Here is a 14,557-nt window from a genome sequence, read left to right as displayed (position 1 = left end):
TAATTTTTGCAATCATGATAGATTGTGACAGCTATCTGTCTAAGATTTTTATAAGTTTAGTAGGAATAGCTTAATGATATATCCATATGATAAATTCATTGAGTCCTTCGTCTTTACGCTTCATACACAAGAACAAGTCTGCACCATCACACAGTTTATCATTTCCCAATGTTGCGACAGCCCTTGAGAAGGTTCATAAGAGGGGTTTTAGTTCTTTTTTGTACAGTTTTATCCATACGCCAATCTCGCTTATGACGTTCAAGCGAATGGTTTTGATTAATTCAACATACACAGATTTAGAATGGGAGAATCTTAAGATGTTCGGCTCTCTCATTTAATATGAATCATGCTAGATTATAATTATAAATTAATGCGTTATTTATTTTTTTAATCCATGACTTTGGTTGTGTTTGTCAATATTTCATTTTCATTTATCGTCAACTATTCTACTTTTGGATAATGACTCCATCGTAAGGAATACCTTTAAGAAAGTATTCTCGTTTTAAAGAGTCGTTATAGTTTTTTTGTTTTATAGAAGCATCAATAATGCTAAACATTACACTTTGATAAAAAAGAAAGTAAATTATGACTATTATACTGAAACCGAGCGAGGTGACGCTTAGTGAACTTGCGGCTATTTATTTTAATGGTGAAGTGAGTAAACTTCATAATGACACGCATTTAGCTATCGAGAAAGGGGCACTGCGCATTGCTGAAATTGCTGCTGGAAGTGAGCCTGTGTACGGTATTAATACTGGTTTTGGGAAGTTGGCTTCCATTAAAATTGATGCGGACGATGTTACTGTTTTACAGAGAAATCTTATTTTGTCCCATTGTTGTGGGGTAGGAGAACCTTTAGCTGAAAATATTGTGCGTTTGATAATGAGCTTAAAGCTTATCTCTTTAGGAAGAGGAGCTTCAGGAGTTCGTCTAGAATTGGTAAATTTGCTGGAAAATATGCTTGCAAAGGGCGTCATTCCTGTCATCCCTGAAAAAGGGTCTGTTGGTGCTTCAGGTGATCTAGCTCCACTTGCTCACATGGCGGCTGTTATGATGGGAGAAGGGGAAGCATTTTTTCAAAATATTCGTATGAGTGGAGCTGTTGCATTAGAGAAAGCGGGATTGTCCCCTATTATTTTAGAGGCAAAGGAAGGTCTAGCTCTTATTAATGGGACTCAAACATCAACAGCCCTTGCACTTGCCGGTCTTTTTCGAGGTTATCGGGCATTGTGTGGTGGATTGTTGGCAGGGGCCTTGACGACAGATGCCATCATGGGATCAACGGCGCCATTTCATCCTGATATTCATATTTTACGAGGACATTATGGGCAGATTGCCGTATCGAAAACATTAGAAAAGCTTGTAGAGGATTCAGAAATTCGTGCAGCACATTTACGGGGTGATGAGCGTGTACAAGATCCTTATTGTATACGTTGCCAGCCACAGGTCATGGGGGCATGTTTTGATATTTTGCTGGCAGCAGCAAAAACACTGATTATTGAAGCAAATGCTGTTACAGATAATCCATTGATTTTAAGGAATGGTGAAGTTGTATCAGGTGGGAATTTTCATGCTGAACCTGTAGCGTTTGCTGCTGATCAGATTGCTCTTGCTTTATGTGAAATAGGATCTATTTCTCAACGGCGTATTGCTCTTATGGTTGATCCAGCAGTTTCTTATGGACTTCCAGCTTTTTTAGCGCATAATGCGGGTCTTAATTCAGGTTTTATGATTGCTGAAGTAACAGCGGCAGCTTTAATGTCTGAAAATAAGCAAATGGCCCATCCTGCTTCCGTTGATTCAACCCCAACTTCAGCCAATCAAGAAGATCATGTTTCAATGGCTTGTCATGGAGCTCGTCGGTTATTGGTAATGAGCGAAAATCTTTTTACACTTATTGGCATTGAAACGCTTGTTGCAGCACAAGGAATTGAATATCGTGCACCTTTAAAAACAAGTACTTTTTTGCAATCTGTTATGGAATGTTTACGCAAAAATGTTGCTTCTCTTAAGGAAGATCGCTATCTGGCTCCAGATCTTCATCAAGCACATATACTTGTGCGTGAAGGGCACTTATTATCTGTTTTACCAGAAACAATTTTTCCTTCATTAAGTTTTCAATAATATTTGTTTTAAGGACAATGATGAAGGGCGGATATTGAATTTTGAAACTTCCTCATATGAAAATATAGAAGATCAATACTATATTTGAATTATTTAATGAATTATGTATATATATGTTATTTATAGTCAACTAGATATTTTATTATTTTATAGGGATCTGATTTAGCATCATAATTTTATAGAAACTATAAATTTAAAGTACCTATACTTTCTGATTTCTATCAGAAATTTTAATCTAAGTTAAATAATATTCACAAATTATATGTTGTAATATTATATTTTTATAAGTACAAATTATAATATATGTATTATATTAAGTAAAAATAAAAAATTTATTGTAGATTCTTCTTATTTGTTAATACTTTATGAATTTTATATTTCATTTTTGATATTTAAATAAAAAAGGAGAAAGAAATGTTTAAAAGTGCTAGATTATGTGTATCAATAACAGTTATTTTTTTCTCTCAAATTCTTGAGATTCATGCAAATTGTAGGAGAGGTGGCTTTCCAGAGGAAGTTTTCATTACAATAGTGGACCAAGAGAAGGAGCCTCTGATTTTAGCGAAAAACAAAGATTTTATTGCTATCTCAGGGCAAAATCCCGAAGATAAGGAGAATGCTATCATTAGGCCAACAGTCAAAGATTCTATTTTTAGCGCATATTTTTTTTCCATTGGAAAGTTTATCTTTAAGACAGTTGGAGTCCTTAAAAGATGGGTTGTAAATACAATTTCTCATACTTTTGAAGGCTTGCGAGATTCGTATTATCATTGATTGAGCTATTCAATTGGCGTAAAAAGTTTGCTTTGTGGGCTCAAAGAGAGTTTTCTTAAAGTAACAAAAAATTAATTGTACGCATAGTTAATGCGTTTGTTATGAAGTTTTAGGCTTCTATTTTCGTGCACGGAAATAGAAGCCTAAAAGTTTAGATTACATTAAGATTAATTTTCTCTGTAAAAAACTAGAGAATACGAAATGAATTAAATGACAATTATAAAAAAATTCATTATCACTTTATTTGAATAAAATAATACGAAATTGCAGGCTATAAAAGCTGAGTAATTCGCAATAAAAGTATTTTTTATTGTTTAGAACAAAGTGTTTGACGGGCTGGTCTTCGATGTTTTTTGAAATATATTTGTGAAAGAAACATGAGGCTTTATTTATCATAAAGCTGTTATCGTTGTGTGGATTGTCAGCATTTCAAAAAGTAAGGAAAGAAATGGCAATAAATAAACTGAAAAGAGGGATGAGTAAGCGCCAAGTTATTTTTTTAGCTCTTGGCTCTGCTATTGGAACAGGTCTTTTTTATGGGTCTGCACAGGCAATTAAGCTTGCCGGTCCCAGTGTTTTGATTGCCTATTGTATTGCTGGTTTAGCTATTTTTATGGTTATGCGGGCTCTAGGAGAGATGATACTTCATAATCCATTACCTGGTTCTTTTGCTCGTTATGCGGCAAATTACATATCACCATTAGCAGGTTTTTTAACGGGATGGACATACGTATTTGAGATGATTCTTGTTGGTTTGGCTGATATTACAGCTTTTGCGACTTATATGGGGTTTTGGTATCCTGATGTTGCTCCTTGGGTATGGGCACTGAGTATTACATTAATCATCACAGGTATTAATTTAGCTGCTGTAGAAGTCTATGGTGAACTAGAGTTTTGGCTATCTTCTATTAAAGTTATCGCTATCATTGCGATGATTATTTTAGGAATAGCAATTATTTTTTGGGGGTGGGGTGAAGGTGCAAATTTTTCTACCGTTACTGTTCATAATTTATGGAAAAATGGTGGACTTTTTCCCAATGGTTGGTTTGGTTTTTTAGCTTGTTTTAGTGTTGTTGTTTTTGCTTTTGGTGGCATAGAAATTATTGGCATGGCAGTTATGGAAGTTCAAAACCCTCATCAAACGATTTCAAAGGCAATTAATTCTACTCCAGTTCGTATTTTGCTTTTTTACGTCATGACGTTAGCTATTTTAATGTCTCTTTATCCTTGGAATGAGATTGGTCTTATGGATAGCCCTTTTGTATCTATTTTTGAAAATCTTGGGATTTCGTATGCAGCAAATATTTTAAATATTGTTGTTGTTACAGCGGCTATTTCAGCAATGAATAGTGGAATGTATGGTGCTTGTCGTATGATCCATGGTTTATCGCAGGAGGGTTATGCTTTAAAAAAGTTTCAATATTTATCAAAAAATGGTATACCAGTTTTTGTTATTTTGATGATCTTCGGTATCTTTCTTCTTGGTGCTGTCCTTAATTATTTTTACCATGAAAAGCTTTTTTTTCTTATTGCCGCAATGGCAACATTTGCGACAGTTTTTGTTTGGATGATGATTCTACTTTCACAATTTTTTATGCGAATTAAGATGCCTAAAGAAGCACAGAATGGTTTAAAATTTCCCATTCCATTTTGGCCAATAGGATCGATTTTTTCTATTTTATTTATGGTTTTTATTTTTATTCTGTTATGGTATTTTGATGAGACACGACCGGTTTTAATTATAGGTTTTAGTTGGATTGCTTGGCTTATTATTTGTTTCTATGCACTTAAACTTTATAATTTTAAGCAAAAGAAACAGCAATAAAATGTGAATAGAGATAAAGCTCAAAACAAATAGCTGATGTCATCAGGAAAACAGGTGTTTGATTGTTATTCTCTAAAGGTTAGAACAATCTAGATTGAAAAAATCTGCTCGTTATTATTTTGCTTTGGAAGTTTTGTGAGCCATTGCTTACGGTAACGACCAAATCATATAAATATTAGGCATTTTTTGATGGTGAGCCCTGCAATCAATATAAGTCTTTCAGGTAAAAATGCCTAATAGTGCAAATAGATTTTACCAGATACAAGATTATAGGCAGATATCTTTTTCTAAACGTATTAATGAAGTTTTGTTCCACAAGAGAAGTTATTGTAAGAATTGTTCTTTAAGCTCTTTAAAAAATTGGTTGTTTAAATTTTATTGTTTAGAAAACTACTATTGCTTTTAGAATCGAAGATAAAGTTCTTTATGTATTTTTTCTCAAAGAGGATTGGCGTTGGTAGAAAATAGTGGATAACAAAGTCATTAGAGGCATTGTATGATTGTATTTGCAAAAACTTTAATAAAGAGCAGCAAGGTATCACAATAAAATCTCATAGAAGAGTAAATTAAAGAGAACAATGAACGTGTGACAGTGTTACGACTCTTATTGTTATTGCGCTCACAATAGCAAGGATCAAACTTATTTTTTATAATATTGATACGAGAGTAATTTTTATCACAAGTGGAGGCGGACAAAATGCACTCCGCAACTGTATTGCGGTGCAAAATTATTCAATACTACCATAAAAGGTGCTCAAGAACACTACGATCAGCAAAAACAATCGTCATCAAGTGGCTTTTTGCATGAGAAATCTTCCGATAGCTCTGAAACACACGCAATAATAATTTCCTCTATCCTTGGGGCGACGGGCAACATCGTGTTAGACGCACAAGGAGAAGCCAAGATTTCTGCTTCTCATCTGATTTCCGGTCAAGATATCAATGTAATGGGAGAAAGTATGACGATTGTTGGCATGACAGACCATCATAGCAGCCATTCACAGACGCATGAAACAGGTTTTTGATGGGTATAGATATGATTTTGTAAGCAGAATTATTGGCGGTAATGGCTATACCTACGCGACAATACCTGCTGGTAGTAACTGGTGGACAGAATGGTGGAGAGTGATCATGAATCCCATAAGCTCCCATACCTGTCTTGGAGATGTGGGTTATAAATGCCAAAAGTTTTTATGGCACATTTCATTTAGAACAAAAGCCTTGAATTAAATCATGGAGTAAAAAATGAAACAAACTCTAAAATTATTAAGTGCGATAACTCTATTGAGTATAGCCGGATGTCAGTTTAATAAAACTCCTGGAGGGTATTTGAGTGCGTGGGAAAAGCCAGGAGCAGATTTTACTGAGATAGGAAAAGCCCTGTTAGAATGTGGCATGCCAACACCTTATGATGTCGATCCAGAAAATAGAAAGCAGAGCATCAATGCAAAAGCAACAATTTATGCTTGCATGCTTCAATCAGGTTTTCGCTATAAAGATGAAGAAGTAGCAAGAGCGGGTGGGCCATGTTATACTTTTAGAGCCGAAAACCTTCCCATTTGTCGTCCAGGCGCTGTGATCCCTAGGCCCAGTGTCAAGAAGCGCTTGAACAGCCCTTATTGTAAACAGTATAAAAATGCACCTGAATGCAAACCTTAAGTTTTGCATTTTGTGATGATCAACAATCCCTACCTTCATGCTTCTCATGCCCGTGCGGGGATGGCTTAATTCAGCATGTCAATGCTAATTATTTATGAGGACCACAACTGTTGGCGCAATGATATAAAATATCTATTTTGGTTGTAATCAAAATATTGATAATAATTATAAGCATATCGTTGATAGAATATGGTTTTAGTAATAATTTTACCGTATTTTTGCTATAATAATTATGGCATAATCTTCGGAAAGATAAAAATAATATAGGCTGATAATGTTCATCATTGTTTTGGAAATAAAAAACAGCATGTATAATAATTTATAGATTGTTTCGTAATATCAAAATTACTCAAGGATAGGAAAATGAAGCAGATTTTAAAATTATTAAGCGGGATAACCTTATTTGTTATGGCAGGATGTTACCTAGAGCAGCCTTCTCGAACAGCTGTAGATGCATGGGAAAAATCCGGTGCAGATCAGCTTGAGATAAAAAAAGCCCTGTTAGAATGTGGAATACAGCATCTTGATGGTCGTCTTGATACAGAAACAAGTATGGATGAAAAATTCAATGCAGAGGAGTCTGTGAATGCATGTATGATCCAAGCAGGTTTTCAAGATAAATTGGGAAGAATGAAGTGGTGTGAGAAATATGAAAATCTTCCAATTTGTCAACCTGATGCAGTTATTCCTCTGCGAAGTGTAGAGAGGCGTTTGAATAGTCCTCATTGTAAAGAGCATAAAGAGCAACCTGAATGTCAACCTTAAGTATTGAGGCTACTGTAATCAAAAATCCTTACATTCTTGTTTTTGCATGGGGTGGGTGGGATTGTTTCTTCAATATCTATATGCTAACAAGAGTCATCTTGCGTGTGAGCAAATATTAGAAGACTTATCAGTCTTTCTATCGTAAATATTGAAGGAGGGGGAATGAAAAAAACATTGAAATTATTGAGTGCTATAATTTTATTAAGCACTGCTGGGTGTATTAGCAAACCTCTCCCATCGACATTAGAATTATGGGAAAAGCCCGGTGTCAATAAGTCTATGGTCCAACAAGCACTGTCAAAATGTGGTTGGAAACCAATCTACGCTTCTTCTGAAAATATGGATTCGCGTGCAAGTGATTTTGCAGCAGTTTATGAGTGCATGACTAAAGCAGGTTATCGGTACAAATTACAAGATTCAAAGGGAATCTATTTTTCATCAGCGCCGCGAAGTGATTCATTTTTAGTCAATTTAATGGTAGCAGGGTATCAGCAGGTTATGGACAATGATACTTTTGGTGTAACCAATTCGACAAAACAAGAGCGAGATTTGATGTTACGTTTTGAAAATGATAAAAAGCGCCAGAAAATAAAAAAAGCTTTGCACAAGTGATCGCCAATAGTAGAACGTTGATTTTTAAAGCAATAATTGAATAAAAATATTAAACGGGAGAAGAGAGAAATATCGGTCTTTTGTTTCCAATGTAGTTATATTCATCAGCTACGAGATTAGCAATAATGTCGTTGTCAGATGATGATAACGGAGGATAGTGAGTTGTTGTTTAGAGAAATTTATTCAATATAAAGAATGGAAAATAATAGCTTTGCTAAAATATTTGCTTTAACGATAATAAACAGATAGCTTTCATAGAGCTGATTTTGATGAAATTTTATTTTGGTGTTTTTAAATTTCAAAATGGTGAGTGTTTTACTGTATTTTAGATTTTATCAAAAGATCTAAAATATTACATTTATTAATTCAAATTTTTTTGTTAGATGTCTAGCATTTCTAATATAGAAATTATGTAGATTAGCTTATACATTAGTGTGCAATTTCTTGTTTTTTTGTTGTGGTTGAAGAGATAATGCGGTTATAGATTTCGTATACTGTATCTTATTTGTGCTGTGTTTTATTAAAACGTTTTAATCGTTTAATCTTAAAAGTTATTCTCATTTTGTTGTATTTTAATTTTTCGATGGTGAGATAAATTGAATATTGTATCTCTTCAAAGTTCGCATTTTTTCACGTTTTTTAAAAGATTGGTTTTTCGGCACTTTGTAATTGCAGTTTTCAGCGGTTTTTGAGATGCATTCTTTAAAGGGATTGTCATCCTAAATGGTATTTTTAAACTTTTTGTTCTTTCTTTACATAAGACACAAAACATATTATTTAATGCTGTAATTTATCATAAAAAATAAAATAATTTTGTTTGTTTCATTCTTGTTGTGTTTAATTTGTGGTTTATTTTTTTGCCAGCATTTTTTGTTTTTGTTGAAAAAAGAAAGTTTTGAAAAACAATGATAGTCAAGGTATCTAACAATCACTTGTATTCGTGCGTTTTTACAGCAGCTATTTTTTCTTTTTTGTTAAATATAAATATTGAGGCACATTCTCATTCATATACATCACTGTCATGTGACAAAAACAAATTACCTTATGAATGCAGTGATGGTTCAAAGCATACAATTAGTGATAAAGTATATAAATTCACGGCACCTGTTAAAGAAAAGAATGGGGAGGGGCGGTCTCTCATGTTACCTGCTGCTATAGTAGTGCAGGAGCCAAATACAGTTATTCAGGCAATGCGTGTAGAGGTTGAAGCTACTGCAGGTATAGAAGATATTTATGGTGTTTTTGTATCACGAGGAGGAAGAATTGTTTTGAGCGATTCAGCTTTTAAAAATGTATCAATAGGTCTTAAAGCTGATAGTGGAATGATTGAGGTTAATCGTGGAACAATTGAGGCTTCTCAGATTGCTGCTTATGCAGAGAATCTAGGAGCATCTGTTACGTTAACGGATACAGAAATTAAAGTGGAAGGTTTGGGTATCGGTCAAGAGAGTGCTCTTTTCGTTAGGGCTGATGCGAGTATTCAGATGAAAAGTGGATTTATTGATGTGAATGATGCTGCTGCGCTTTATGTGGGGAGAGGGGGTAGTGCGACTTTAGATGGTGTTACCATTGCTTCAAAATATCAAAAAACAGAAGACAAAGAAAATACAAATGAAAAAATTACACATACAGTTTTCAATGTAAAACATCATGGTTCTGTTTATGTAAAAAATACGAATATTATTTCTACGGATGTTCATGTTTTAACAGTTGGACAAGATTCTAACACACCATCCAATAATGGCAGGGAAGGAAATATTTTAATTTCACGGGTTAATATTGAAGATTCAACAATTAAAGCAATCGGTAACAAACATGGTATGTATTTTGAGAGGGATGGGGAAAATGATGCGTATGAACAGGGACTTGTCTTTTTGAAAAGGACAATTTTTGAGGTTCCAGACGGAACAGCTATTCATAGTAATAAAAGTCGTAGTTATATTGGAGTAACAGAAGGTACAAAAATTTTTGGTGATTTATTATTAACAGCTGAAAAGGAGGGGACTGTAGCGATTTTGGCTGATTCCTCTTCATTGATAGGAGGGACTCGTGTTGCCGATGATTCTATTGCTGAACTTTATTTAACAGGGGGATCAAAATGGTTTTTGACAAAAAGAAAAGGGATAGATTTGCAAGTTGCAAACCGTACAAGTTCGTCTATTTCATTTGTGAAAGTTTCTGATAGTTTTATTGCTTTTGAGATTCCAATGTTCCAGGAGTATCAGACACTTTATATTGGGAAGGGAGAAAAAGAAGTTTATAGTGCGCAAGATAGGGCAGATATTTATCTCAATACACATCTCAGTAGTGATGGTTTGCTCGATAATAAAAAAACTGATCGGCTTTTGATACATGGTGATGTTTCTGGAAAAACGACAGTTTATGTGCAATTTGTTTCAGGAAATCAGGGTGAGATAGCAACCGGTGAAAATGCTCATAGTATTTCACTTATTCAGGTTTCTGGAAAAGCGGCAGAGGATTCTTTTCAGTTAAATCGTGCTTATATCGCATTAGAGGGTTTGCCTTACCAATATTATCTTCATGCTTATGGTCCAGCTTCTGCTCTTGGAAATGCACAAACTTCTCAAAGATTAGTTGAAGGAGATGGAGATTTTTGGGATTTCCGCCTTGAAAGTAAATATATTCAGCCTGCTTTAGAGGTGTCTGCTATTCCCCCTTCTGAGTTAAAGATCAGGGAGGTTGTTCCACAGGTTCCCACTTACCTTCTGGTACCAAATGCTTTGTTTCATGTTGGGCTCATGGATATTAGTCATCAACAAAAGCAGTTGCAAGTTAGGCGGTCTATTCCTCGTAAATTATTAAAAGTTGAAGGGAATTTTGCTTTATCTGTTCAGAGTTATGGTGGACGTTATCGTTATGTCTCAGATCTTTCTATACTTAAATATGGGTACGATGGACATGTTGATTATAACGCTATAGAAACAGATCTTTTGCTTAAAACGGTAGAGAGTGCACATAATACGACATCTTTTGGGATTATGGGAACCTATGGAAAACTTTCCTTACAACCTCGTAACGTGGAACGAAGCCAAAAGAGTACGTTTGATAAATGGTCATTTACGGCATACGGTAGTGTGAAACACAACACTGGTTTTTATGTAGATGGTCTTTTATCTTATGGTTTGTTTAAAGGGGATGTGCTTACTCATGCTTGGGGTAAGACGGCGACATTAAAAGCAAATCCTTTGAACATTTCATTTTCTGCTGGTAAAGTGTTTATGACAGGATATAAAGATCTTATTTTTGATCCGCAACTGCAGCTTATTTATCAACATCTTCAATTTGATAAGTTTCGTGATATTGATGGATTTCATGTTGAGATGAAAAAAATGAGTCAATGGTTGATGCGTATTGGTGGGCGTTTAAATAAAACATTTACAGCATCTGAAAAGGATCGTATCATTTGTTTTTATAGCAATATTCATCTTTCTAATCGTTTTGGTAAAAAACAATTTGTTCATTTTAAAGATGTTTTCCAGTTGGGTTCTTTTGGTTCTTCCTTAGAAACAGGTTTGGGTATCAATGTGCAGTTTTCTTCTAAAGTTACACTTCATAGTGATCTTAGCTATCAGCATAGGTTAACCAAGGCTGGTTTTTCTGGAGTTCATTTTTCTGGTGGTTTGCGCTATCATTTTTAATAAATCTTTTTAAAAATAATAAATGTGATTTGTAAAGTTTTGTTTTATTGTCGGGATTAAAACCATTGATGGTGCAGAATTTTAATTTCTTCTTTTGATAATGGCATCATGTGTTTTAATAGGTATGAAAGGATCACGTTGATTTATTTTTTATCTGGTTGATAGGGATGCTTCAAAAAAATTGATAATGAGACTGTAAGTCTATTTGTGTTATTTTGGCTATAAACATTTTCGATGTATTCGTCATCAGCTTTTTAAAATAGTAGCCTTATTATCCTATTATGCTGTAAAGTACTGGCGTTTGAGGTCGGTTGATATCAATCATGAAAGGTCGGAAGGTATTGACTGTTGATTAAGAGCTTTTGCTGTTAAGGAAAGGAGGGGATTTGTAAAATATACAGCTCTATCGTTTCGTGGATGATACGCATTTTTATGCTTTGAAAGTTTGTAAAAAGCGTTTTTGAAGCTGTTCGTATTAATCGCATTATTGTCGGTGGATAATGAGAAAAGTGGTAAAGTTTGAACACTTTTACCATTAAATTCAACATCTTCAGTTCTTATAATGATAAATCCTTTAAAAAAATTGTTCTAATGGCTGTATTGAATATATGAACAAGATCATATCTTATTTGTGAAATAGATATGAAATATAACTTTTAAATCAGAGCGGGGGAGGTAAATTTTTCTTTTCTTCTTTGAGGTATGGGGAGAAGAGATTGGTCGTATCGAAAAACTCGTCTATAAGTTTTTATTATTGTTTCAAATACAGAAACATTGAAGAGCTTTTATTAAAATGGGGTGTAAAAATAGATTATATTTCCCTCAATTCTTGGTTTTTGAAATATGCATCAATGGGAAAATATTTGCAAAATTTTAGGCAATCGCATTCGCATTGTGACTTCGTTTGTATCGATAAGATTTATATCTCAAAGTTCAAGGTCAGTAGAAATATCTTTATCGGACTATTGATAAACATGGTGTTTCCATATGATGCTTAAGGTATCATCGAGCCATTTATGGTAATTGCGTGCTTCTTCGTTTGAGTCATGAACAGAGAAAATAAAACCAGGATATCCACCAAATGCTGGTGGAGGTGGTGAGATATGATTGGTTTCAAAGAAAATGATAGTTCTGGCGGTTTGAGGATGTTGTGCAACCTTATCTAGACCTAAAAATCCAGAAAACCGTCCATGACCACGAAGAGGAATAATGTAATTTGCTGCCACTTTTTCAGCTGGGAGTATATCGGGAAGGTTTGGGTTTGGTTCAGCTAAAGCGGCATTCATACAGAGTTTTGCAAATGAAATCCTTGTACCTTGCTCAACAATAAAATGGGAGACACCCGAACCACCTATACGAGCGCCGATCTCAATGATATAAGGTAAATTATTGGCATCTAGACGTAGCTCCACATGGGCAGCTCCCATATTTATGCCAAGAGCTTTAACTCCAGAGCATGCAGTTTTACATAAAGCAATAATTAAAGGATCATCTATATCACAGCGTTGACGATAAATTGTTTCTTCAAACCATGGTCCCTCAGGCTGTCCTTTGTCTCCAACGGACAGAACGTGTACACCTGCTGTATCAACAAAGCATTCTACGACAAACTCTTTTCCTGGCAAATACTGTTCTACGACTAAGCCTACAGATTTACTTTTATCATTAAAACGTGCCATGTCTTTATGCTGAACATTCCATACGGCTTTAATGAGATCAGGAAGTTCGGTGGAATTTTTAGCTAACATGACGCCTGCACTTGCCCATCCAGAGACGGGTTTAATAACGAGTGGATAGTCCAAGGCTTGTGTTTGTGATAGGTCTTCTAGATTATCTATATAAAAAAATCCTGGTGTTCTTAAGCCTGCTTTAGCAAAAGTTTGACGCATGAGATATTTATTTCTGGTTAATGCTGCTACTTCTGGTTCAATACTTGGAGTATTGATTTTTTTTGCAGCCAAAGCTGTCCACAGAATGGCTTCTTCGCGAAGGGTCATAATCCCAGAAATATTGCGTTTTTTTACTCCTGTTGCAAAAGTGTCTAGAGCTAGCTCTGGGTTATCAAAAACAGGAAGTTGCCAAGTTGAAGTGACTGCTGCGGGGTGTTGAGTGGGAACGCTTTCAGCGGTATCATAGATCATGACTAATTCGATATTAGCTGCTTGTGCTGCTTCAAATATAAATGGTAATTTTGCATTGCGCTGGCAAACTAACGCGAGTTTTTTCATTTTGGTTCCTCATTAAATTTGGAATTTTGAGAATGGCGTTTCTGTTGCCATGTAGATACCTTTGAGGCATCTATAAATAAGAGTGTCATCCCTATAACAGCCATCATCATGGCAACTATTTTGATAATATTAAGAGAAGAGTTCGAGCCGATTATCCATTCACATGCAACCACTGCAAAAGGAGATAATACGCCGATCGTATTGGCGTATAATACGCCTCCTTCGGCTAAAACTTTTTGATATAATACGTAAACTGGTGCCGAGCAAACAGTTCCTAAAATCAATATTTTAAATATATCTTCTAACTTAAGATAGAAGAGTGGGGCAGGATCAAAAATAAATAATGGCATAAATGATGCTGCAGAAATTGTCGTGATCCAAGCCAGTGAGGTGAGCAAAGGTAAATTTTTAAGATAACGTTTAGACAATAAGCCATAAGCAGAGTAAGAAAGTGCTGCTGTTAAAGCAAGAGCTATTCCTATGAGGCTGTATCCATCTTCTCCACTGTTTATATTGAATGTTATAGCCGCTACACTGACAATGATCATACCGATAAGCTTGAACCATGAAAACATAAGACTATTCGTCAGTGTCCCCAATATATAGGTAATCCCTGGTATAGTAGCGAGCACCATGGTTAAATCACTGGCTTTGAGTGATTTTAATGCACCAAAGCTGCATACAAAATACAGCGAGAATCCTAATACTGATAGAATTAAAAAAGAAGGTATCATGGAAAGCAATGGTAGGGATCTGAAAACAGCTTTCTCACGAAATACTGCAATCAGCCATAAGGTGGCAGCAGTGGCAAACAACCTAAGTCCAACCGCATGCATGACGGGTATATTGCTAACCAAATTCTTAGATAATAACCAACTTATGGAAAACAATGCTAGAATGGCAAAAGTAAA

General features: G+C 35.0%; 10 protein-coding genes and 1 pseudogene. 9 read left to right on the top strand and 2 right to left on the bottom strand.

Annotated features, from left to right (window positions below):
- Positions 1–585: 585 nt before the first annotated feature.
- The 9 genes and pseudogenes from hutH to ACFILU_RS02815 all read left to right on the top strand — a co-directional run bounded on the left by hutH (position 586) and on the right by ACFILU_RS02815 (position 11,418).
- Positions 586–2,124: a histidine ammonia-lyase gene (gene hutH / locus ACFILU_RS02855; protein WP_273791578.1), complete on the top strand. Its 1,539-nt coding sequence runs from the start codon at positions 586–588 to the stop codon at positions 2,122–2,124.
- A gap of 414 nt (positions 2,125–2,538) precedes the next feature.
- Positions 2,539–2,898, top strand: a complete 360-nt coding sequence (locus ACFILU_RS02850) for a hypothetical protein (protein ID WP_375631298.1) — start codon at positions 2,539–2,541, stop codon at positions 2,896–2,898.
- A gap of 448 nt (positions 2,899–3,346) precedes the next feature.
- A complete protein-coding gene (locus ACFILU_RS02845) occupies positions 3,347–4,723 on the top strand; it encodes an amino acid permease (protein WP_273791505.1) in 1,377 nt (458 codons plus the stop codon).
- Positions 4,724–5,457: 734 nt separating this feature from the next.
- Positions 5,458–5,745 (top strand): annotated as a pseudogene (locus ACFILU_RS02840) (hypothetical protein); the annotation flags it as partial.
- Positions 5,732–5,953: a hypothetical protein gene (locus tag ACFILU_RS02835; protein ID WP_375674667.1), complete on the top strand. Its 222-nt coding sequence runs from the start codon at positions 5,732–5,734 to the stop codon at positions 5,951–5,953. The pseudogene ACFILU_RS02840 and the gene ACFILU_RS02835, both read left to right, overlap by 14 nt.
- Positions 5,954–5,968: 15 nt before the next feature.
- The gene (locus ACFILU_RS02830; protein WP_375637449.1) at positions 5,969–6,382 is read left to right on the top strand and encodes a hypothetical protein; all 414 of its coding nucleotides are present in this window, start codon (positions 5,969–5,971) and stop codon (positions 6,380–6,382) included.
- Positions 6,383–6,745: 363 nt separating this feature from the next.
- Positions 6,746–7,147, top strand: coding sequence for a hypothetical protein (locus tag ACFILU_RS02825; protein WP_375674666.1), 402 nt, complete (start codon positions 6,746–6,748; stop codon positions 7,145–7,147).
- Positions 7,148–7,309: 162 nt separating this feature from the next.
- Positions 7,310–7,759: a hypothetical protein gene (locus tag ACFILU_RS02820; protein ID WP_375674664.1), complete on the top strand. Its 450-nt coding sequence runs from the start codon at positions 7,310–7,312 to the stop codon at positions 7,757–7,759.
- A 905-nt stretch (positions 7,760–8,664) separates the two neighbouring features.
- Positions 8,665–11,418 (top strand): autotransporter outer membrane beta-barrel domain-containing protein, encoded by a 2,754-nt coding sequence (locus tag ACFILU_RS02815; RefSeq protein ID WP_375674662.1) that lies wholly within the window; start codon positions 8,665–8,667, stop codon positions 11,416–11,418.
- Between the two features lie 962 nt (positions 11,419–12,380).
- On the opposite strand, the gene ACFILU_RS02810 is transcribed toward ACFILU_RS02815, so the two are convergent.
- Both ACFILU_RS02810 and ACFILU_RS02805 read right to left on the bottom strand, forming a co-directional pair.
- Positions 12,381–13,646, bottom strand: coding sequence for an acetyl-CoA carboxylase biotin carboxylase subunit family protein (locus tag ACFILU_RS02810; RefSeq protein ID WP_375674660.1), 1,266 nt, complete (start codon positions 13,644–13,646; stop codon positions 12,381–12,383).
- The gene (locus tag ACFILU_RS02805) at positions 13,643–14,503 is read right to left on the bottom strand and encodes a DMT family transporter (RefSeq protein WP_375674697.1); all 861 of its coding nucleotides are present in this window, start codon (positions 14,501–14,503) and stop codon (positions 13,643–13,645) included. The genes ACFILU_RS02810 and ACFILU_RS02805 overlap by 4 nt, the downstream gene beginning before the upstream one ends.
- Between the last annotated feature and the right edge of the window lie 54 nt (positions 14,504–14,557).

The organism is Bartonella sp. CL100XZDX (assembly GCF_042195375.1).
Classification (GTDB): domain Bacteria; phylum Pseudomonadota; class Alphaproteobacteria; order Rhizobiales; family Rhizobiaceae; genus Bartonella.
Note: the sequence above shows the minus strand (reverse complement) of the source record. Positions and strands in the feature narration are given on the sequence as shown.